The organism is Streptomyces sp. GL_140 (assembly GCF_057834465.1).
In genome coordinates, this window is sequence record NZ_CM174404.1 from 3,020,701 (window position 1) to 3,042,239 (window position 21,539).

Here is a 21,539-nt window from a genome sequence, read left to right on the forward strand (position 1 = left end):
GTCACAGCCGACCGACAGCCCCTCCCCTGGCATCACCGTCCGTCGTTCCCCGGGCAGAACCTGAGTGATCGTCAGTGTCCACGCGCCGGCTCCCCCGACGGCCTCCCGGCCGGCCCCCGCGACGTGGACAAGGAGGTGTCGAGGATGAGCGACCGACAGCTGTGGTCGTACAAGGAGATCGCCGCCCACATCCGGGTCCAGCCGGACACCGTGCGCTCCTACCGCAAACACGGACTGCTGCCCGCGCCCGACCACGTGGAGGGCGGCAAGCCCTACTGGTACGCCGACACCATCCGGACCTGGGTGGCCCGCCGCCCGGGCAACCGGGGGCGCCGCGAGGACTGATCCCGGCCGCCGGGCCGGGGACGGGCCCTCCCGGGCCCCGTCCACCGGCCGCTATCGGCTCCCCGCCGGTACCGGCTCCACCTCCGCCTCCTCGGCGGCCGGCGCGGCCCCGCCCTCGCTCAGCCCGAACCGCTCGTGCAGTCGGCGCAGCGGCGCCGGCGCCCACCAGGTGGCCCTCCCGGTCAGCTTCATGACCGCCGGGACCAGCAGGCTCCGGACGATCATCGCGTCCATCAGCACGGCCAGCGCGATGCCGAGACCCAGCATCTTGGTGTTGGTCACCCGCGAGCTGCCGATGGCGACCATCACCACCGCCAGGATCACGGCCGCGGCGGTGATCAGTCCGCCCGTCCGGGTCAGGCCGGTGCGCACCGCGCCCTCGTGGTCCCCGGTCCGGTCGTACTCCTCCTTGATCCGGGATATGAGGAACACCCCGTAGTCCATGGAGAGTCCGAAAGCGATGCAGAACATCAGCACGGGCAGGGTGGTCTCGATGTCACCGGTGGCGGTGAAGGAGAGCGCTCCGGAGAGGTGCCCGTCCTGGAAGACCCAGACCACCGCGCCGAACATCGCGGTCAGGCTCAGCGCGTTGAGCAGGACCGCCTGGAGGGGTATCAGCACGCTCCCGGTGAGCAGGAAGACCAGGAGCAGCGTGGCCAGCACCACGACGCCCAGCGCCAGGGGCAGCTTCTCGGCTATGGCGCTGCGGGCATCGACGAGCACCGCCGCCTGTCCGGTCACGGAGGTCTCGAAGGGGGCGTCCACCTTGCGGACTTCCCCGACCAGGTCCTGGGCGCGCTCCCCCACGGCCTCGCCCTCGGTGAGGACCGAGAGGTACGCGTATCCCCCGCTGGAGGCCGAGCTCACCGGCCCGTCCACCCGCAGCACTCCGGGAAGGGCCTCCACCCGCCGCTTGTAGCCGTCGAGGTCGGCCTTGGCGGGCGCCCCCTCGGTCAGCACGGTCAACGCACCGCCGGGACTGCCCGGGAAGGCGTCGCGTATCTGCTGTTGCACCACATGCGATTCGGCGGTCTTCGGCAGCTGCCGGTCGTCCACGGTGCCGAACTTCACCCCGAGGAAGGGCAGTCCGAGGAACAGGAGTCCGGCCGTGGTGGCCAGCACGAAGAGCCGGGCGCGCCGCATCACGAGCCCGGTCAGCCGGGCCCAGCCCCGCCCGCCCCCGGCTCCGCTGCCGCTGCCGTCGGCGGCCGTCCGGCGCCGCCGCCACAGCCGTCGCAGGTCGAAGGAGTTGACCCGCTCGCCCAGCAGCACCAGCGCCGCGGGGAGCAGGATCAGCGCGGCGGCCGCGGCGAGCAGGACCACCGCGACCCCGGCGTAGGCGAAGGAGCGCAGGAAGTACATCGGGAAGAAGAGCATCGCCGAGAGGGAGACGGCGACGGTCAGGGCCGAGAAGAGCACCGTGCGCCCGGCGGTCCGCAGGGTGACTCCGACGGCCGCGACCGGGTCGCGCCCGGCGGCCAGTTCCTCACGGAACCTGCGCACGATGAACAGGGCGTAGTCGATGGCGAGTCCGAGCCCGAGCGCGGTGGTCAGGTTCTGCGCGAAGACGGAGACGTCGGTGAACTCGGTGAGACCGCGCAGCACCGCATTGGTCCCGATGATGGCGACGATGCCGACACCGAGGGGCAGCAGGGCCGCGATGGCACTGCCGAAGACCAGGATGAGCAGGACGAGCGTGACGGGCAGGGCGATGAGCTCGGCGCGCAGCAGGTCTTCCTGGATGGTGGAAGTGACCTCGCGCTGGACGGCGGCCGGTCCGCCGAGGGAGACCTTCAGCGGGCCGTGCTCACCCCGGTAGCGCGGGGCGATCCGGTCGAGGACGGTGATGACCGTCTTCTCGTCCCCGAGCACCCGGGCGGCGATCAGTGCCTGGCGGCCGTCCTCGGAGCGCAGGGTGGGCAGGCGGGTCTGCCAGTACGAGCCCACGCCCGTCACACCGTGCTCCGCGGCGAGCTCGGCGGTCAGCCGCTCTGCTTCGGCGGCGACGGCCGGATCGTCCACTCCGGCGGCCCCCGCCCCGGTCCCGGCGTCGACGAGCAGGAGCAGATTGGGCTGCGAGCCCGGGAACTCGCGCTCCAGGGCCTTGGTGGCGTAGGTGGACCGGGCGCCCGGGTCCTCCCAGCCGCCACTGCCCATACGGTCGGCGACTCCGCCGCCCGCGAAGACGGCGAGTGCCGTAACCACGAGCGCGAGCAGCAGCGAGAGCCTCGGACGTGCGGTGACGATCCGGGTCCACCGGCCGCCCTCCCCGGGCGACGGCGGTTTCTTGACTTCGGACATGACTCGGTGTCCCCTTCACCGTGGTTACCAGGCCACATAGACTGGCAAATACGAGCAGTCGCTCGCGTTCCCCAAGAATGCGAGCGACCTCTCGCGTTTGTCAATCACCCACGGGAAGCAACGGGAAGCAAGGGATTGGACATGCGGGAGAGCTCCAGGACGAAGAGCACCGGCAATGCGGGCGCAACCGGCACGAACCCGATCCCCGAGACCGGCCCCGAGGCGAGCCCGAAAACGAGCCCGGAGACGAGCCCGGAGACGAGCCCGGAGACCAACGTCGAATCCGCCGCCGAAAAGGCGGTCGGAGAAGCGGTCGGGAAGGCCGCCGAAGCCGCCCCCCGCCGCCGCCAGGCCCGCGGGGAGCGCCGTATCGCCCAGCTCCTCTCGGCCGCCGCCGGGGTGTTCTGCCGTACGGGTTACGCCGCGGCCAGCACCAACGCCATCGCCCGCGAGGCCGGCGTCTCCCCGGGCACGCTCTACCAGTTCTTCCCGAACAAGGAGGCCATCGCCGTCGAGCTCGGCGGCCAGCTGCTCCAGCGCGCCCACGAGGCGCACGGCCAGGCCTTCCTCCCGGAGAACCTGGAACGGCCGCTGCCGGAGCTGCTCGACGCCGTCCTGGACCCGGTCGTCGCCTTCAACTGCGAGAACCCGGCCTTCCTGGCGCTCATGCACGGCTCCGGCATCCCCGGCATCGCCCAGGAGCACGAGGAACTGCACGCCGGGATGCTGGCCCGGGTCGAGGCCGTGCTGCTCGCCTGCACCCCGGCCGAGGCCGGGTCGACGGAGTCGGCCCGGTCCATCGAGCTCACCCACGTCGCACAGATGGTCCTCGGCATCGTCAAGTCCTCGCTCGAACTGATCCTGGCCAGCGAAGGCGCCGAACGGGCCGCGTACGTGGCCGAGCTGAAGACCGTCCTGCTGCGCTACCTGGACCCGATGCTCACCACGCCTCCTCCTCGCTGACCCGCACCCCGGACCCGCCGGACACCATGGACCCGCCCGCCACGGAGCCGGCGTCCGGGGACCCCGACCGCAGCCGCAGCCGCAGCCGCAGCCCCACCAGCGGAAACCCCAGTACGGAGACCATTCCGGCCCCCACCAGAGCCGCCGCCTCCCCCGACCCGAGCTTGCCGTCCTGCACGCCGAGGGTGGTGATCGCCACCACCAGCGGCAGCGCCGTGGACCCGAACAGCACCAGCGCCGACCGGTCCCGGCGCCCGAGGTCCCGGGGAGCCAGCAGCCACAGGGGCAGCCCGCGCACGACGAGGAACAGCAGCAGGAAGACCGGCAGCAGGAGCAGCACCCGCCCGCCTCCGAGCAGCGCCTTCAGGTCGAATTCGATCCCGGTGACCACGAAGAACAGCGGAACCAGGAATCCGAAGCCCATCGCCTCCACCTTCGAGAGCACGATCCCGCTGCTCTCCGGGGCGGCCCCGTGCAGGACCAGACGGGTGATCAGACCGGCGGCGAAGGCCCCGAGCAGCACGTCGAGGCCGAGCACGTCGGCCAGGGCCAGGAACGCCACGAGCATCAGCACCACCAGCCGCACCGCGAACTGCCCGCTGCTGTGCAGGGTCCGGGCGATCACCCGGGAAAACCAGGGCGGCTTGGGCCGCATCGCCCAGAACACCGCCGCGGCCGTGAGCAGCGCGAAGGCGATCAGCAGGGCCGCCGAGCGGCCGGGCGCCCGCCCGCTGAGCAGGAGCGCCATCGCGATGATCGGCCCGAACTCGCCGACCGCGCCCATCGCCATCATCACGGAGCCGAACCGGCTCTGGATGTCCCCCGCGTCCCGCAGGACCGGCAGGATCGTGCCCAGGGCGGTACTGGTGAGCGCGGTGCCGATGTAGACGCCCTTGTCGAATCCGCCGCCCGACAGCAGCAGGCCGATTCCGAGCCCCAGCACCAGGGCGGCCACCCAGGCCCACACCGACCGCTTCAGGGTGTCGCCCCTGACCTGGTCGAACTGGATCTCGTAGCCGGCCAGGAAGATCAGCATGGCGAGACCGAGCTGGCTCAGTACGTCGACCACCTGGTCCGAGTGCGCCCAACCGAGGACGTCGGGCCCGACCAGGACGCCCAGCAGGATCTCGAAGATCACGAGCGGAACGGGCAGCCAGCGCGACACCCCGTACGCGAGCAGGGGGGCCAGCACCGCGATCGCCATGATCAGAATGAGAGTCGTCCCCGAATTCCCCATGGATGCCATTTACATATGGCTTGCGGAGCTTGTCCACTTCACAGCGCCACCGGCCGACGCCCCGCAGCACCCCGCCCGAAAGATCCCGGCGAATATTCGCATCCATACCCCCTAGGGGTATAGTCTCTGAGTGTCGGGGCACGGTGGAGCGATCCACCGGCTCCCGCCGCCCGGACACGCCCTTGAAGAGGAGAACGACATGAGCGCCGACACGGACACCCAGACCACCACCGTCTACCGGGTGACCGGCATGACCTGCGGGCACTGCGAGGGCGCGGTCACCACCGAGCTCTCCGCCCTGGCGGGCGTCAGCTCGGTCAAGGCCGTCGCCGCGACCGGCGAGGTCACCGTGGTCTCGGCCGCCCCGCTCGACGAGGCCGAGGTGCGCGCCGCCGTCGACGAGGCCGGCTACGAGCTCGCGGGCCAGGTCTGAGCCCTTCTCCTTCGGCACGCGCCTGGCCGGCGCGCGCTTCTTCGGCACAGCCCCGCCGGGTCGTACCGGCCAGCTCATACTGGTTCCGTACGGCCCGGCCCTCCCCCTGGAGCCCGGATCATGAGCAGCAGCACAGTGCACGACGGACCCATAGCGGCGGCCGGCGCCGCCGGGACCACCGCCGAGGTCGAACTCACCATCGGCGGTATGACCTGCGCCTCCTGCGCGGCCCGCATCGAGAAGAAGCTGAACCGGATGGACGGGGTCAGCGCCTCGGTGAACTACGCCACCGAGAAGGCCAAGGTCTCCTACGGCGAAGGCGTGGCGGTCGCCGACCTCATCGTGACCGTGGTCAAAACCGGCTACACGGCCGAGGAGCCCCCGCCGCCGGAGCCGGAGCCCGAGCCTCGGCCCGGACAGGACGAGGAGTCCGGCCAGGCCCCGCGCAACCCCGAACTGGCCGCACTGCGCCAGCGCCTCCTGGTCTCCTCCGCGCTCGCCCTGCCCGTCGTCCTGCTCGCGATGGTCCCGGCCCTCCAGTTCGACAACTGGCAGTGGCTCTCGCTCACCCTCGCCGCCCCCGTCGTCGTCTGGGGCGCCTTCCCCTTCCACAAGGCCGCCTGGACCAACGCCCGGCACGGCGCCGCCACCATGGACACCCTGGTCTCGGTCGGCACCGGGGCCGCCTTCCTCTGGTCCCTGTGGGCCCTGTTCTTCGGCCACGCCGGAATGCCCGGCATGCGCCACGGATTCGACTTCTCCGTCTCCCGCACGGACGGCTCCTCCGCGATCTACCTGGAAGTGGCCGCCGGAGTCGTCAGCTTCATCCTGCTCGGCCGCTATCTGGAGGCCCGCTCGAAGCGGAAGGCGGGCGCCGCCCTCAAGGCCCTGATGCGCCTGGGCGCCAAGGACGTGGCCGTCCTGCGCGGGGGCGCCGAGGTGCGCATCCCCGTGAGCGCGCTGGCCGTCGGCGACCGGTTCGTCGTCCGGCCCGGCGAGAAGATCGCCACCGACGGCACCGTCGTCGAAGGCAGCTCCGCCGTGGACGCCTCGATGCTGACCGGCGAGTCCGTCCCGGTCGAGGTCGCCGTCGGCGACTCCGTCACCGGCGCCACCGTCAACGCCTCCGGCCGCCTGGTCGTCGAGGCGACCCGGATCGGCTCCGACACCCAGCTCGCCCGGATGGCCAAGCTGGTCGAGGACGCGCAGAACGGGAAGGCCGAGGTGCAGCGCCTCGCCGACCGGATCTCCGGCGTCTTCGTACCGATCGTGCTCGTACTGGCGCTGGGCACCTGGGTGACCTGGCTGCTGATCACCGACAACCCGACGGCCGCGTTCACCGCCGCCGTGGCCGTCCTGATCATCGCCTGCCCGTGCGCCCTGGGCCTGGCCACACCGACCGCGCTGATGGTCGGCACCGGGCGGGGTGCGCAGCTCGGGATCCTGATCAAGGGCCCCGAGGTACTGGAGTCCACCCGTCGCGTGGACACCATCGTCCTGGACAAGACCGGCACCGTCACCACCGGCCGGATGACCCTGGCCGGGGTGCACCCCGCCGTGGGCGTGGACGGGACCGAACTGCTGCGCCTGGCCGGATCCCTGGAGCACGCCTCCGAGCACCCGATCGCGCGGGCCATCGCCACCGGCGCCGCCGAAAAGGCGGGGGCCCTGCCGGTCCCGGAGAACTTCGAGAACCTCGCCGGCCTCGGCGTCCAGGGCGTGGTCGACGGACACGCCGTCCTGGTGGGCCGCGAGAAGCTGCTGGCCGACTGGTCGATCGCGCTGCCCGCCGCCCTGGCCGAGGCCAAGGCCGCCGCCGAGGCCGAGGGCTCGACCGCCGTCCTGGTGGCCTGGGACGGAGAGGCCCGCGGGGTGCTGACCGTGGCCGACGCCGTCAAGGAGACCAGCGCCGAGGCGGTGTCCCGGCTGCGGGCCCTGGGGCTGACCCCGGTCCTGCTGACCGGCGACAACAGGGCCGTCGCCGAGACGGTGGCCCGCGAGGTGGGCATCGACGAGGTCATCGCCGAGGTCCTCCCGCAGGACAAGGTGGACGTCGTACGCCGCCTCCAGGCCGAGGGCCGTACGGTCGCCATGGTCGGCGACGGGGTCAACGACGCGGCCGCGCTCGCCCAGGCCGACCTGGGCCTGGCGATGGGCACCGGTACCGACGCTGCGATCGAGGCGAGCGATCTGACCCTGGTACGGGGCGACTTGCGGGTGGCCGCGGACGCGATCCGGCTCTCCCGGCGGACCCTGGCCACCATCAAGGGCAACCTGTTCTGGGCCTTCGGCTACAACGTCGCGGCGCTGCCGCTGGCGGCCGCCGGACTGCTCAACCCGATGATCGCGGGGGCCGCGATGGCCTTCTCCTCGGTCTTCGTGGTGACCAACAGCCTGCGGCTGCGCTCCTTCCGCTAGTGATCTCCCTTCGCAGCTCGCACACACTTCCTTCACGCGAGACGCAGATCACAGGGACCGTAACGTAACCATCGGGCAAGCCCGTGGGTCTAATGGGGCGATGCTGGGAAGTCTTGGGACTTCCGGCACTCGGACACCCGGTCCGGGTCCCGTGGGGGGAATCCGTTCCGGGGTAAGGAAAGCGCCCCGACCTTCGACCCGTGGGGGGATCGATGGCGGGGCGCTTTTCCTGTATTCACAGGCAACGCGGTCCTACGAGTACTGCGGTCCTACAGGTACTGCGGCGAGAGCCTCGGGTCAGCGGGACTCGACCGGGACGAAGTCGCGCAGGACCTCGCCGGTGTAGATCTGGCGCGGGCGGCCGATGCGGGAGCCGGGCTCCTTGATCATCTCGTGCCACTGGGCGATCCAGCCGGGCAGCCGGCCGATCGCGAAGAGCACGGTGAACATCTCGGTCGGGAAGCCCATCGCGCGGTAGATCAGGCCCGTGTAGAAGTCCACGTTCGGGTAGAGGTTGCGCTCGACGAAGTACTCGTCGGCCAGCGCGTGCTCTTCCAGCTTGAGCGCGATGTCGAGCAGCTCGTCGTCCTTGCCGAGCGCCGAGAGGACGTCGTGCGCCGCCGCCTTGATGATCTTCGCCCGGGGGTCGAAGCTCTTGTAGACGCGGTGCCCGAAGCCCATCAGGCGGACGCCGTCCTCCTTGTTCTTCACCTTGCGGATGAAGGCGTCGACGTCGCCGCCGTCGTTCTTGATGCCCTCGAGCATCTCCAGAACGGACTGGTTGGCGCCACCGTGCAGGGGGCCCCACAGGGCCGAGATGCCGGCGGAGATCGAGGCGAACATGTTCGCCTGCGAGGAGCCGACCAGACGCACGGTGGACGTCGAACAGTTCTGCTCGTGGTCCGCGTGCAGGATCAGCAGCTTGTCGAGCGCCGCGACCACGACCGGGTCCAGGTCGTACTCCTGGGCCGGGACGGAGAAGGTCATGCGCAGGAAGTTCTCGACGTAGCCGAGGTCGTTGCGCGGGTAGACCACCGGGTGGCCGACCGACTTCTTGTACGCGTAGGCCGCGATCGTCGGAAGCTTGGCGAGCAGCCGGATCGTCGAGAGGTGGCGCTGCTTCTCGTCGAACGGGTTGTGGCTGTCCTGGTAGAACGTGGACAGCGCGCTGACCACGGAGGACAGCATCGCCATCGGGTGCGCGTCGCGGGGGAAGCCGTCGTAGAACCGCTTGACGTCCTCGTGCAGCAGCGTGTGCTGGGTGATCTCGTTGCGGAACGACGCGAGCTGGTCGACGGTCGGCAGCTCCCCGTTGATCAGCAGGTAAGCGACCTCGATGAAGGTCGAGCGCTCGGCGAGCTGCTCGATCGGGTATCCGCGGTAGCGCAGGATGCCCTGCTCACCGTCGAGGTAGGTAATGGCGGACTTATAGGCGGCGGTGTTTCCGTAGCCGCTGTCCAGGGTGACCAGCCCGGTCTGAGCCCTGAGCTTCGCGATGTCGAAGCCCTGGTCACCGACGGTGCTCTCGACCACCGGGTAGGTGTATTCACCGTCCGCGTACCGCAGTACTACAGAGTTGTCGCTCACGTCATCCCTCACCGACGTAGTGCCTCTTCTTCGAGGTGCCCTGACTGCCTCTACCTTCCCCCATTTGGCGCAGGAGAGTGCACTCGGGGTCGGCCTTTGGCGGTTTCGACGGCACTCAGTGCCGCCAAGCTGCTCATCCTGCCCCTCCGCGCCGGTTGGTGGAACCCCAAATGATCGATCATCTAGGTGATGTTTCCCACCGGTATACGTCCGGACAGTCTCGGTGCTACAGCCGTGTACCTCCTGCCTGCGGAAACGGTACGCACCGCCTGACCAAGGGCTTTGCGGGACCCGACCAGGACGACCAATTTCTTCGCCCTGGTCACCGCCGTGTAGAGCAGGTTTCGCTGGAGCATCATCCAGGCCCCGGTGGTGACCGGGATCACCACGGCCGGATATTCACTCCCCTGGGAGCGGTGGATGGTGACGGCGTACGCGTGTGCCAGCTCGTCCAGCTCGCCGAACTCGTAGTCCACTTCCTCGTCTTCGTCCGTGCGCACCGTCAGACGCTGTTCGTCCAGGTCGAGGGCGGTGACCACGCCCACCGTGCCGTTGAAGACGCCGTTGGCGCCCTTTTCGTAGTTGTTGCGGATCTGGGTGACCTTGTCGCCCACCCGGAAGACCCGGCCGCCGAAGCGCTTCTCGGGCAGGTTCGGCCGGGCCGGGGTGATGGCCTGCTGGAGCAGGCTGTTGAGGTTTCCGGCGCCGGCCGGGCCCCGGTGCATGGGTGCGAGCACCTGGATGTCGCGGCGCGGGTCGAGCCCGAATCTGGCCGGAATACGACGGGCGGCGACGTCCACGGCCAGTCTTCCGGCCTCCTCGGTGTCCTCCTCGGGGAAGAGGAAGAAGTCCGGCAGCCCGTCGGTGATCGGCGGCAGGCCGGTGTTGATCCGGTGGGCGTTGGTGACCACCCCGGACTGCTGGGCCTGCCGGAAGATCGTGGTCAGCCGGACGGCGGGGACCGGCCCGCCCTCGGCGAGCAGATCGCGCAGCACCTCGCCGGCGCCGACCGAGGGCAGCTGGTCCACGTCCCCGACCAGCAGCAGGTGGGCTCCCGGTGCCACGGCCTTGACCAGTTTGTTCGCCAGCAGCAGGTCGAGCATCGAGGCCTCGTCCACGACGACGAGGTCGGCGTCGAGCGGCCGGTCGCGGTCGTACGCCGCGTCCCCGCCCGGTTTCAGCTCCAGCAGCCGGTGCACCGTGGAGGCCTCGGCCCCGGTGAGCTCGGCCAGCCGCTTGGCCGCCCGGCCGGTCGGGGCGGCGAGCACCACCTTGGCCTTCTTCGCGCGGGCCAGCTCCACGATCGAGCGGACGGTGAAGGACTTGCCGCATCCGGGACCTCCGGTGAGGACCGCGACCCGGCGGGTGAGGGCGAGGCGGACCGCGTCCCGCTGCCCGGGGGCGAGCTTGGCCCCGGTCCGGCCGGCGAGCCAGCCGAGGGCCTTCTCCCAGTCCACGTCCCGGAAGGCCGGCATCCGGTCCTCCTCGGCGTTCAGCAACCGTCGCACCTGGCCGACCAGGGACAGCTCGGCCCGGTGGAAGGGCACCAGGTAGACGGCGGTGAGGTCCGGGCCACCCGCCGGGTCCGGCACGGATTCCCGTACGACCCCTTCCGGATCGGCGGCGAGCTCGGCCAGGCACTCGATGACCAGTCCGGTGTCCACCTGGAGCAGCTTGACCCCGTCGGAGATGAGCCGGTCCTCGGGCAGGAAGCAGTGGCCCTGGTCAGTGGACTGGGACAGGGCGTACTGGAGGCCGGCCTTGACCCGCTCCGGGCTGTCGTGCGGGATCCCCACGGCCTGGGCGATGCGGTCGGCGGTGAGGAAGCCGATGCCCCAGACGTCGGCGGCGAGCCGGTAGGGCTGGTTCCTGACCACGGAGATGGAGGCGTCGGCGTACTTCTTGTAGATGCGCACCGCGATGGAGGTGGAGACGCCGACTCCCTGGAGGAAGACCATGACTTCCTTGATGGCCTTCTGTTCCTCCCAGGCCGCGCCGATCATCTTCGTCCGCTTGGGGCCGAGGCCCGGCACCTCGATCAGTCTCTTGGGCTCGTCCTCGATGACGTCGAGGGTGTCCGTGCCGAAGTGCTCCACGATCCGGTCGGCGATCTTCGGGCCGATGCCCTTGATCAGGCCGGATCCGAGATAGCGCCGGATGCCCTGGATGGTCGCGGGCAGGAGCGTCGTGTAGTTCTCGACGGTGAACTGCTTGCCGTACTGGGGATGCGAGCCCCAGCGGCCCTCCATGCGCAGCGATTCGCCCGGCTGGGCCCCGAGGAGGGATCCGACGACCGTCAGCAGGTCACCGGAGCCGCGGCCGGTGTCCACCCGCGCGACTGTGTATCCGCTCTCCTCATTGGCGTAGGTGATGCGCTCGAGCACCCCCTCGACCACTGCCTGTTGCACCGCCGCGTTGGTAGTCACGACCCGAAACTACCGGTTGGCACCGACAGCCCGCCGGGGCTGTGGACAACTCCCCGCCACGGCCCGGAGAACCGAAAGGGGGTCCGGCCTTCCGGCCGGACCCCCTCACGGTTACCCCTCCCTCGTCGGACTTCCCGATCCCCCCAGATCCCTCCCCGGAAGCGCCGACGCAACATACGACCCGCGACCCCCGCCGGTGGTTGCACGCCGATTCACACCTTTACTCCGTCATTACCCAAGGGTGATCCGAGCGCGATACAAGGTGCCGGTAAATCGCCACAGAAGTAGCGTTTCAGGCATGAGCGAACCTTCATTCCAGGACGACGTGATCAACGAGCTCGGCGAAGACCGGCTGACCGAGATCGCCGGGCTCCTCGGCACCGACGCGACCGGCGCCCGCGACACCGTCGCGGCCACCGTGGGCGCGATGACCGGCGACCTCCAGGCGAAGGCCGACACCGATGACGACGACGGCCACGAGGTCCGCCAGGCCTTCGCCGAGGTGAAGGAGGCCCCACTGGAAGGCGTGGCGACCCTCGGCGGCGGCCTGGGCGGCCTGCTCAGCGGCGGGATGATGGCCGGGGTGCTCGCCAAGGCGAGCAAGCCCGTGGCCAACGCCGTCTCCAAGAAGACCGGCATCCCCGCGCCGACCATCGCCCGCGTCATCGAAATGCTGATCCCGGTCCTGCTGGCCGTCTTCGCCAAGCGCGCGGCCGCAGGCAAGGGCGGGGGCGGTGCGAGCCCGTCGGCCGCCGGGGCCGGCGCCGAATCCCCGATCCCCTCCCCCGGAGCCGTGCCGGGGGCGGCGGGCGCGGCACCGGGCGCCCCTTCGGCCGGCGGCCTCGGCGACCTGCTGGGCCAGATCCTGGGCGGCGGCAAGAAGTAGGTCGCCCGCGCATCCGCCCCGGCCCCCGCGTTCACCCGTACGGCGCAACGCGGGAGCCGGAGCGGGAACCGGGTGGGAGCCGGAGCGGGAGCCGTGGCGGGAGCCGGGCGGCAACCATCCCCGGGTCCATCCCCCGGACCCGCACACCGCGCTATCCTCGGGCGCCATGGAACCTCGTGGTGACATCGCCCCCGGACGCCTGAGGCTGCGGGAGCCCGAGCCCGGAGACCTGGGCTGGATCGTCCAGCGCCACGGCGCGCTCTACTGCGCCGAGTACGGCTGGAACGCCGAGTTCGAAGGCCTGGTGGCACGGATCGTCGCCGACTTCGCCCTGGACCACGACCCGTATCTGGAACGGGTCTGGATCGCCGAGCTGGACGGCCTCCCGGTCGGCTCGGTGATGTGCGTGCGCGAGGAGAGCGCCCCCGGAACCGCGCGGCTGCGGCTGCTCCTGGTGGACCCGTCGGGCCGGGGCCACGGCATCGGGGCCCTGCTCGTCGACACGGTGGTCGCCTTCGCCCGCTCGGTCGGCTACCGCGAGCTGGTGCTCTGGACCAACGACGTGCTGACCTCGGCCCGTTCCCTCTACCAGCGCGCCGGATTCACCCTGGTCGCCGAACGCCCCCACCGGTCCTACGGGGCCACCCTCACGGGGCAGGACTGGCGGCTGCCCCTACGGGAGCACCCGTAGACCCCGTAGATCCGGTGGATCCCCGGGATCCCGCAGACCCCGCGGTCCATCCGGAATCCGCCGCCCCCTCCAGGTCCGCCCTACGGAGCTTCGCGCCCGCCGGAGCCAGCGAGGTGAGCGCCACCCCGCCGACGAGCAGGGCCGCGGCCACCCAGCGCAGCCCCGAGATCCCCTCCCCGAGGACCAGCGCGGCCGAGGACATCCCGAACACCGGGACCAGCAGGGAGAACGGCGCCACGGCCGAGGCCGGGTAGCGCCGCAGCAGGTAGCCCCAGGCCCCGAAGCCGAAGACGGTGGACACCCAGGCGACGTACCCGATCACGGCGGCCCCGGACCAGTCGAGGCCGCTCAGGGCGGCCAGGTCCCGCTCGGGGCCCTCGATCACCAGCGAGAGAGCGAACAGCGGCAGCACCGGGACCACGCACACCCAGACCATGAAGTTCAGCGCGTCGGGCGGTGCGGCCCTGCGGGTCAGGACGTTGGAGACGCCCCAGCAGGCGGCGGCCGCGACCACGAGCACGAAGCCGAGCACCGGCCCGGACGTCCCCCCGTCCACGGCTGCGACGGCGATCCCGCCGAGCGCCACCGCCATGCCCAGGATCCGCACCCGTCCCGGGCGTTCGCGCAGGAAGACGGCGGCGAGCACGGCGGTGAAGACAGCCTGGATCTGCAGGACGAGGGAGGAGAGCCCGGCGGGCATCCCGTGCGCCATCCCCGTGAAGAGCAGGCCGAACTTGGCGATGCCGAGGGCGACTCCGACCCCGACGACCCACTTCCAGGCGACCTTGGGCGGCCCGACGAAGAAGACGGCGGGGACGGCGGCGACGAGGAAGCGCAGGGCGGACAGGAGCAGCGGCGGGAAGTGGCCGAGGCCGATCTCGATGACGACGAAGTTGAAGCCCCAGACGGCGGCGACAAGTACGGCGAGTGCGATGTGTACAGGACGCATGCTTCGAGCATCGGCCCCGCAACCATTTAGCACCAGCGCCGATCTCTTCCGGGATGGATGAAGCAACGCTTACGCTTGCCCCATGCTCGATCTCGCCCGGCTCCGCGCCCTGCACGCCGTCTCCGTCCACGGTTCGGTCGCGGGCGCGGCGGCCGCCCTCGGATACACCCCGTCCGCCGTTTCCCAGCAGATCGCCAAGCTGGAGCGGGAGACCCGGACCACGCTGCTGGAGCGGCGCGGGCGCGGGGTGGCGCTCACCGAGGAGGCGCACCACCTGGCGGACACCGCACAGGAGCTGCTGGCCATCGTGGAGCGCGCCGAGACCACCCTGGAGGAGCGGCGCGGGCAGCCGAGCGGACTGCTGACCGTCTCCGCCTTCGCCTCGGCCGCGCGCGGGCTGCTGCCGGGGGTGCTGGCCGATCTCGCCGCCCGGCATCCGGCGCTGGAGGTACGCCTGACGGAGGTGGACCCCCACCTCTCGGTGGACCTGGTGTCCCGGGGCGTCACCGATCTGGCGGTGGCGCACGACTGGGACATCGCCCCGCTGCCCACCCCCGACGGGGTGGAGCAGGCGGTGATCGGGGACGACCCCTGCGACCTCGTGGTGCCCGCCGGACATCCCTTCACCCGCCGCGCCGTCATCCGCAGGGAGGATCTGGGCGGGCTGCGCTGGGTGTGCCAGCCGCCCGGCCGGGTCTGCCACGACTGGCTCGTACGGACCCTGCGCGCGGTCGGGTACGAGCCGGACATCGCACACGTGGCCGAGGAGAACCACACCATCGTCGCGCTGGTCGCGGCCGGGCTCGGGGTGGCGGTCGTACCGCGCCTGGGAACCGGGGCGCTGCCGCCGGGGGCGGTGGCCGTGGCCCTGGAGCCGGGTCCGGTGCGCCGGCTGTACGCCCTGTGGCGGACCGGAGCGGCCCGCCGGCCCGCGATCACCGAGGCGGTGCGGACCTTGCAGGAGCACTGGTCGCAGGTCCCGGACGGCCCCCGTCCGGGGGACCTGGCGAGTGTCCGGCGCTCCGGGGGCGCGGCCCGGCAGTAGCGTCCGGCGCGTGCCGTACCAAGCCTCCCGCCGGACCCTGCTCACCGCGGCCGCCGTGGCCGCCGTCACCGCCGCGGGGGCCGTCACCGCCGCCGTCACCACCTCCCGGGAACCAGCCGGACCGGCCCCGCGGGGACCGGTCCCCGACGACCACCGGCCGGGCGACGACGTCCCCGCGCGCACCCCCGACCGGGCCGCGCTGCGCGCGACCATGGCCCGGATGAGCCCGGCCGAACTGGTCGGGCAGCTCTTCGTGTCGCGGGCGTACGGGCATTCGGCGACCGATCCCGACCCGGAGGACGCCCGGCAGAACCAGGCCCTGTTCGGGGTGCGCACCGCCGCCGAGCTGGTCTCCCGCTACCACCTCGGCGGGATCATCTACTTCGGCTGGGCGCACAACACCCGTACCCCGCACCAGATCGCCCAGCTGTCGGCCGCTCTCCAGCGGGCGGCCACGGCCCCGGGGAACGGGGGCGGCTCGGGCGTCCCGCTGCTGCTGTCCATCGACCAGGAGCACGGCGCCGTCGCGCGGATCGGCAAGCCCGCGACCCTGCTCCCGGGGGCGATGGCGCTGGGCGCCCTGGCACTGGGCGGGGGCGGGTCCACCGCCGATGCCCGCCGGGCCGCGCGCATCGCCGGCGCCGAGCTGGCCGCGATGGGCATCCGGCACAACTACGCGCCGGTGGCCGACGTGAACGTCGACCCCGCCAACCCGGTGATCGGCGTACGGTCCTTCGGCTCCGATCCGCACGCCGTGGCGGCCCTGGTCTCCGCCCAGGTCCGCGGGTACCAGGGCGCCGGGGTGGCCGCCACCGTGAAGCACTTCCCGGGGCACGGGGACACCGGAACCGACAGCCATGTGGGGCTGCCGCTGATGACCCACACCCGCGAGCGGTGGGAGGAGCTGGACGAGCCTCCGTTCCGGGCGGCCGTGGCGGCGGGTGTGGACGCGGTCATGACCGCGCACATCGTCTTCCCCGCGCTCGACCCCTCGGGGGATCCGGCGACCCTGTCGCGGCCCATCGTCACCGGCATCCTGCGCGAACGCCTGGGGTTCCAGGGGGTGGTGGTCACCGACGCCCTGGACATGGCCGGGGTCCGTCAGAAGTACGGGGACGACCGGGTCCCGGTACTGGCCCTGAAGGCGGGCTGCGACCAGCTGCTGAACCCGCCGGACCTGGGGCTCGCGCACCGAAGCGTGCTGGCGGCCCTGGAATCGGGCGAGCTGACGCGGGCCCGGATCGAGGAGTCCGTCCTGCGGATCCTGGAACTGAAGGCCCGCCGGGGCCTGTTCGACACGGTGCGGGTGGCGGCCGCGGCGGATGCGGTGGCCGCGGCGGTGGACTCCACGGTCGGGATCCCGGCGCACCTGGCCGCCGCCGACGAGATCGCGGCCCTCACGACGACGCTGCTGGCCAATCCGGTGAAGCTGCTCCCGCTGGACGCGACGGCCCGGCCGCTGCTGCTGGTCACCGGGACCGACCCCGTCTCCCCCACGGGTACTACGGGTCCGCCCACTTCGGTACTGGCCCGGGAGCTGTCGGCGCTGGGCTGCCGGGCGACGGCCGTGGCCCCCGCCCGCGCGGTGGCGGCCGCGCCCGGGAACGCCGCCGTGCTCGTGTGCACGTACAACGTCCCGGAGGGCGGGAGCCCGCAGCGCGAGCTGGTCGGGGAACTGCTGGCCACCGGGGTGCCGGTGGTCCTGCTCGCGCTGCGGAACCCGTACGACCCGGCCCGGCTGCCCAAGTGCGCGGCCGAGCTGGCGACGTACACCTGGACGGACGTGGAGCTGCGGGCGGCGGCCCGGGTGATCACCGGGGCGGTACGGCCCACCGGGCGCCTGCCGGTCCCGGTGCCGGGCCGCTACCCGCTGGGCCACGGGCTGGCGTACGAGACCTAGGGGATGCCCCTGGTGCCCCGGCCGGCCCGTGGCCCGGTGGTGGCGCTGCTACGGCCGCAGCATCGGCTCGCGCTCCACGTCGCGCTGGTCGAGCTGCGCGTCCGGCTTGGCCAGCGGCGCCGCCTTCGCCGAATCGGCGAGCTCGGCGGCCGGGGCCACTCCGGCCCACTGCAGGATCTTCGCGGTGGCCAGAGCCTTCTCGCCGTCCTGGAGCTTGGCGACGTTGGCCCCGTGGTTGGCGCCCGGCGCGATCATCACGTAGCTGTCGCGGACCCCGTAGCCGAGGTGGAACGGTTCGGCACCCCACGGGTCGTTCTGCCCGTAGACGAAGAGCATCTGGTTCGCGTTGTTCTTGACCCAGGTGTCGACGTCCTTCATGGCTCCCGGCTGGAAGGTCATCGGGATGTCGCGGGGGACGAAGTTGCGCGGCGGCTGGTAGCCGTAGCGGCTCAGGTTGCCGAGGTGGGGCTGCTTGATGTCGGGCGAACCGAGCTGCGTGCCCGCCTGGTAGTAGTACGGGGTGTACGTCTCGAGTCCCTGGTCGACGTAGGCCGAGAAGCCGGAGATCGTGTCGATGGTGTCCCAGATCTCCTGGTCGCTCGCGGTCGCGGCGGCCGGGATGCCGGCGCAGTCGGAGAGCAGGCTGTACTGCCAGAAGGCCCACACGTAGTCGAGCACGACGGCCTCGTAGGCCCTGTCGAGGTTGCCGACGGTGGTGAAGGTCCAGCCGTTCTCGGCGGCGGCGGCCGCGTACTTGACCTCCAGCGGGTCGCGGCGTACGAGCGCCTCGCGCTGCACCGCGTTCAGCTTGTCGCGGCACTCCTTGGTGCCGACCTTGGTGAAGAACCGGTCGTAGGCCGAGTCCTCCTTGTTGACCACGTCGTTGGGCGCGACGTACGCGACGACCCCGTCCATGTCACGGGGGTAGAAGCGCTCGAAGTAGGTGGCCGTCATGCCGCCCTTGCTGCCGCCCGTGGCCAGCCAGTTCTTCTTGTAGATCTTCTTCAGCGCGGTGAAGATCCGGTGCTGGTCGCTGGCGGCCTGCCAGATGTCCAGGTTGGCCCAGTTGGCCGGGTCGGGCCGGGAGGGGGTGAAGAAACGGTACTCCAGCGACACCTGGTTGCCGTCGACGATGGTCGTGGGCTCACTGCGGCGCGGGTTGGTGTTGACGTTGTAGCCGGAGGTGAAGAACACCGTGGGCCGGGAGACGTCCTTGTGCAGCAGGGTCAGTCGCTGCTTGAAGGTGCCCTTCCACGGCGCGCGGTGGTCGACCGGCTGCTCGTAGTTCAATACGAAGAAGCGGTATCCGGGATACGGCTTCTCCTCGATCAGACTCATCCCCGGGATGGAGAGGATCTGGTCCTTGATGTCCGCGGTCGCGGCGGCGGTGGCGGTGGCGTCCTTGGCGGCGGCCGGCCCTGCGGCGGTGGCCGCTTGTGCCGTGAAGCCGGCTGCTCCCATGGTGCCGATCAACACCACGAGCGACAGCAGCCATCCGAGCGTCTTGCGCATTCACCCTCCCCTTGAGTTCACTTCGGTCGCCGTGAACCTAGCGGGGTCAACGCACAGCTGAACAGACCTAGTTGGGCCCTACATCAGCACAGTATCCAGCCGGAATCGACGGATCCGGCCCCCACGCTCCCCTTTACATACACGCAGCGCTCAATCGCGTGGGCCGTGACAGGTCCGGCATATCGGGTGAATTGCCCAGCGTCACGGACCGGGGCTCCCCCGCGCGGCTGGATGCTCACCGACATCGGGCGGCGCGTTCCGGGCTTACGCGCGACCGCCACGGCGCAGGCGCGGTCGCGGGTCTTGTACACGCGGACCTCGCCGGTCGAGAACGACAGGGTCCGCACCAGGTCCCCCGCGCATCCGCCGGTCGCCGCCCGGGCCGGCTGCGCCGCCAGCAGCCCGCCCGCCCCGAGCCACAGCGTGACCGTGAACACCCCCAGGCAGGTGGCCCACCGGCCGCGCCCGCTCCGCGCCTTCAACACCCTGTCCCCCATCGGTCGTACGTACAACGTGCGTACGCACGTACGACGCCCGATGCCCCGGAATGGTTGCCGTCGACAAGAGAACTCAGCCCGTCGGAACCGCCGCGCACCCCAGCTCGTGGTCGAAGACCGACTCCCGGGGCCGGACCAGGGTGGCCACGGCGATCGACTGGAGGTGGGTGGTGCGCACGGCGGGCTGGTTGGCCTCGCCGAAGATCCCGCCCGTGGCTCCCGTGCCGCCGTTGTACGGAAGCACCGGCAGACAGCCGACGTGCGAATCGTTGACCTTCAGCATGCCGCCGTTGACCACCTCCTCACAGAACCGCTCGACGACCCTTTCGTCCTGCGTCCACAGCGAATTGCGCAGGCCGTAGCGGTTGCCGTTGAGGAAGCCGATGGCCTCGTCGAGGCCGGCCCGCGCCTCGGGCACGACCACGCACAGCAGCGGGAAGAAGGTCTCCTCCCGGAAGGCGCGCAGTCGCGCGGCCGTGGCCAGCCCGTCCACCCGGACGGCCGCCGGGCGGATGAACGGCCCGGCCGGCGCCGGTACGTCGTCCACGTCCACGAACTCTCCGCCGCACAGCAGTTCCCCGCCGGCCGCGAGCACCTCGTCGAGGAACTCGGTGAACTCCGCCCGCTTGACCACCGGGCTCAGCACCGTGTCCGGATCCTCCGGCGGCCCGGGCCGGATCCCCCGCACCCGCTCCGCCAGCTCCTTCAGCAGCCGGTCCGCCACCTCCGGGTGGACGATGGCGAACTTCGGGGTCATGCAGATCTGCCCGGAGCCGTAATACCGCTCGCACAGGGCCCGCGCGGCCAGATCGACCTCCGCGTCGCGCCACACCAGCACCCCGTCATTGCCCGACAGTTCGAGTACGGGCTTCTTCCCCGCGACCACGCACTCCCGCTCCAGCTTCAGGCCCTGCTCGGAGCCGCCGAAGAAGACGAGGTCGTCGCAGTCGGGGCTGTCCAGCCACTGACGCAGGACGGCGCGGGCATGGGTCGAGACCACGTTGAGAGTGCCGGGCGGGGCGCCGAGCCGCTCCAGGAGCGGGGCCACGATCTCCCGGTAGACGAAGCTCACGCCCAGCGGGGCGGTCGGCGGCGCGTTGACGACCAGGGCGTTGCCCGCGGCGAGCGCCGTCACCCCGTAGAAGGAGTTGGAGGTCGGGGCGTTGCGCGGCGGGCTCAGGCACACCACCCCGTCCGGCTTGCGCACCATGCGGATCCGCCGGCCCGCCGCGGTCCGCTCGGGCTCCCGCAGCCGCTCGGCGAAGTCGGCCACGGAGTCCGGGTGGAAGGAGGCGGCCACGGAGGCCAGTTCCCAGGCGGCCAGCCGTACGGGGTGCCCCTCGGCGACCAGCAGCCCGGTCAGTTCCTCACGCCGCTCGACGACGGCCCGGTGGACGCCGTGCAGCAGCTCCAGCCGGTCGGTGAGCGGAACCCTCGCCCATGCCGGCTGGGCGGCGCGGGCGGCGGCCAGGGCGCGCAGACCCTGCTCCGGGGTGGACATGGCGACGCGGCCGGCCAGCAGGTGGTCGTCGCAGGGCAGGTCCTCGCCGCGTTCCAGCCGGGCCTTGAGGCCGAGCACCCGGAACGGCTCGCGCAGGAGTTGACCCACCCTGGGCCAGTAGACCCAACGGGTTCCGGGTTCAGCGACGCCGTTGACCCATACCTCGTAAGAGTGCATCCACAACTTCCCAGCCGGAGAACGAGAGTTCACGATCAAGAAGGAGATTACGGTAGGTGCACACAAGACTGCGCACCGTAGCCGTGGAAGGCAACTGAAATGACGAACGCCCTGCTCGACCGCAAGCTGGACCGAGCCTTCACCCACCTGGACGTCAACGAGGACCGTGTGATCGACGAGCACGACATCATCGGGCTCGGTTCCCGCCTGCTGTCGGCCCTCGGGGAGCCGGCCACCTCGCCCAAGGCGACCCAGGTGATGGGCGGGCTCGTCGACTTCTGGCAGGAGCTGTTCACCGAGCTGGACCTGGACCGGGACGGCAAGGTCACCCCTGAGGAGTACAAGCAGGGCATGACCCGCCTCTACGCCGACGGTGGTGAGGCGTACGACAAGTCCTTCCGGCCGATGGTCCAGGCGATGCTCCTGGTCGTCGACACCGACGGCGACGGGCGCATCAGCCCCGAGGAGTTCCACAAGGCCCAGCTCGCCTTCGACACGAAGCTGGGCCGCGAGGACACCGACGCGCTCTTCACCCGGATCGACAAGGACCACGACGGGTTCCTGTCGGTGGACGAACTCCTCGGTGCCGTGCGCGAGTACTACACCGGCGACGACGAGGACGCCCCGGGGAACCTGCTCTTCGGCGAGCTCTGACCCACCGGACAAGCCGG

General features: G+C 71.2%; 16 protein-coding genes and 1 pseudogene. 9 read left to right on the top strand and 8 right to left on the bottom strand.

The genetic code is table 11. The features are described from left to right. Positions 1-144: 144 nt before the first annotated feature. Positions 145-345, top strand: a complete 201-nt coding sequence (locus tag AC3IYJ_RS14085) for a helix-turn-helix transcriptional regulator (protein ID WP_030297784.1) — start codon at positions 145-147, stop codon at positions 343-345. A gap of 51 nt (positions 346-396) precedes the next feature. On the opposite strand, the gene AC3IYJ_RS14090 is transcribed toward AC3IYJ_RS14085, so the two are convergent. Continuing rightward, complete coding sequence (locus AC3IYJ_RS14090) at positions 397-2,646, bottom strand: MMPL family transporter (protein WP_489401639.1); 2,250 nt, start codon at positions 2,644-2,646, stop codon at positions 397-399. Between the two features lie 141 nt (positions 2,647-2,787). Here AC3IYJ_RS14090 and AC3IYJ_RS14095 point away from each other — a divergent pair, with 141 nt between their 5' ends. Beyond that, positions 2,788-3,609 carry a TetR/AcrR family transcriptional regulator gene (locus AC3IYJ_RS14095; protein WP_489401640.1) on the top strand — a complete coding sequence of 274 codons (822 nt, stop codon included), beginning with the start codon at positions 2,788-2,790 and terminating at the stop codon, positions 3,607-3,609. Here the strand turns inward: AC3IYJ_RS14095 and AC3IYJ_RS14100 are convergent. Next, a complete protein-coding gene (locus AC3IYJ_RS14100) occupies positions 3,587-4,846 on the bottom strand; it encodes a cation:proton antiporter (RefSeq protein ID WP_489401641.1) in 1,260 nt (419 codons plus the stop codon). The two genes, AC3IYJ_RS14095 and AC3IYJ_RS14100, sit on opposite strands and share 23 nt — an antisense overlap. A 199-nt stretch (positions 4,847-5,045) precedes the next feature. On the opposite strand from AC3IYJ_RS14100, the gene AC3IYJ_RS14105 reads away from it, so the two are divergent. Both AC3IYJ_RS14105 and AC3IYJ_RS14110 read left to right on the top strand, forming a co-directional pair. Beyond that, a complete protein-coding gene (locus AC3IYJ_RS14105) occupies positions 5,046-5,279 on the top strand; it encodes a heavy-metal-associated domain-containing protein (RefSeq protein ID WP_489401642.1) in 234 nt (77 codons plus the stop codon). A 120-nt stretch (positions 5,280-5,399) separates the two neighbouring features. Continuing rightward, complete coding sequence (locus tag AC3IYJ_RS14110) at positions 5,400-7,697, top strand: heavy metal translocating P-type ATPase (RefSeq protein WP_489401643.1); 2,298 nt, start codon at positions 5,400-5,402, stop codon at positions 7,695-7,697. 297 nt (positions 7,698-7,994) lie between these two features. On the opposite strand, the gene AC3IYJ_RS14115 is transcribed toward AC3IYJ_RS14110, so the two are convergent. Further along, on the bottom strand, positions 7,995-9,284 hold the full coding sequence (locus AC3IYJ_RS14115; RefSeq protein WP_384658342.1) for a citrate synthase: 1,290 nt from the start codon (positions 9,282-9,284) through the stop codon (positions 7,995-7,997). Between the two features lie 182 nt (positions 9,285-9,466). Then, entirely contained in the window at positions 9,467-11,710 is a 2,244-nt protein-coding gene (gene recD2, locus AC3IYJ_RS14120; protein WP_489401644.1) for an SF1B family DNA helicase RecD2, read from the bottom strand. A 298-nt stretch (positions 11,711-12,008) separates the two neighbouring features. On the opposite strand from recD2, the gene AC3IYJ_RS14125 reads away from it, so the two are divergent. Both AC3IYJ_RS14125 and AC3IYJ_RS14130 read left to right on the top strand, forming a co-directional pair. Beyond that, positions 12,009-12,596 carry a DUF937 domain-containing protein gene (locus tag AC3IYJ_RS14125; RefSeq protein WP_489401645.1) on the top strand — a complete coding sequence of 196 codons (588 nt, stop codon included), beginning with the start codon at positions 12,009-12,011 and terminating at the stop codon, positions 12,594-12,596. 199 nt (positions 12,597-12,795) lie between these two features. Continuing rightward, positions 12,796-13,287, top strand: a pseudogene (locus tag AC3IYJ_RS14130) (GNAT family N-acetyltransferase); the annotation flags it as partial. Here AC3IYJ_RS14130 and AC3IYJ_RS14135 read toward each other — a convergent pair. Next, the gene (locus tag AC3IYJ_RS14135; RefSeq protein ID WP_489401646.1) at positions 13,244-14,236 is read right to left on the bottom strand and encodes an EamA family transporter; all 993 of its coding nucleotides are present in this window, start codon (positions 14,234-14,236) and stop codon (positions 13,244-13,246) included. The pseudogene AC3IYJ_RS14130 and the gene AC3IYJ_RS14135 sit on opposite strands and share 44 nt — an antisense overlap. 82 nt (positions 14,237-14,318) lie before the next feature. Between AC3IYJ_RS14135 and AC3IYJ_RS14140 the strand changes: the two genes are divergently transcribed. After that, the gene (locus tag AC3IYJ_RS14140; protein WP_489401647.1) at positions 14,319-15,281 is read left to right on the top strand and encodes a LysR family transcriptional regulator; all 963 of its coding nucleotides are present in this window, start codon (positions 14,319-14,321) and stop codon (positions 15,279-15,281) included. A gap of 10 nt (positions 15,282-15,291) precedes the next feature. Further along, positions 15,292-17,181, top strand: coding sequence for a glycoside hydrolase family 3 protein (locus AC3IYJ_RS14145; protein ID WP_489401648.1), 1,890 nt, complete (start codon positions 15,292-15,294; stop codon positions 17,179-17,181). Positions 17,182-17,229: 48 nt separating this feature from the next. On the opposite strand, the gene AC3IYJ_RS14150 is transcribed toward AC3IYJ_RS14145, so the two are convergent. From AC3IYJ_RS14150 to AC3IYJ_RS14160, 3 genes are all read right to left on the bottom strand, one after another. Further along, a complete protein-coding gene (locus AC3IYJ_RS14150) occupies positions 17,230-18,693 on the bottom strand; it encodes a S28 family serine protease (protein ID WP_489401649.1) in 1,464 nt (487 codons plus the stop codon). Between the two features lie 83 nt (positions 18,694-18,776). Then, on the bottom strand, positions 18,777-19,190 hold the full coding sequence (locus AC3IYJ_RS14155) for a hypothetical protein (RefSeq protein ID WP_489401650.1): 414 nt from the start codon (positions 19,188-19,190) through the stop codon (positions 18,777-18,779). A gap of 73 nt (positions 19,191-19,263) precedes the next feature. Further along, positions 19,264-20,868: an aldehyde dehydrogenase family protein gene (locus AC3IYJ_RS14160; RefSeq protein ID WP_489401651.1), complete on the bottom strand. Its 1,605-nt coding sequence runs from the start codon at positions 20,866-20,868 to the stop codon at positions 19,264-19,266. 99 nt (positions 20,869-20,967) lie between these two features. On the opposite strand from AC3IYJ_RS14160, the gene AC3IYJ_RS14165 reads away from it, so the two are divergent. Then, complete coding sequence (locus AC3IYJ_RS14165; protein WP_489401652.1) at positions 20,968-21,522, top strand: EF-hand domain-containing protein; 555 nt, start codon at positions 20,968-20,970, stop codon at positions 21,520-21,522. The last annotated feature ends 17 nt before the right edge of the window (positions 21,523-21,539 follow it).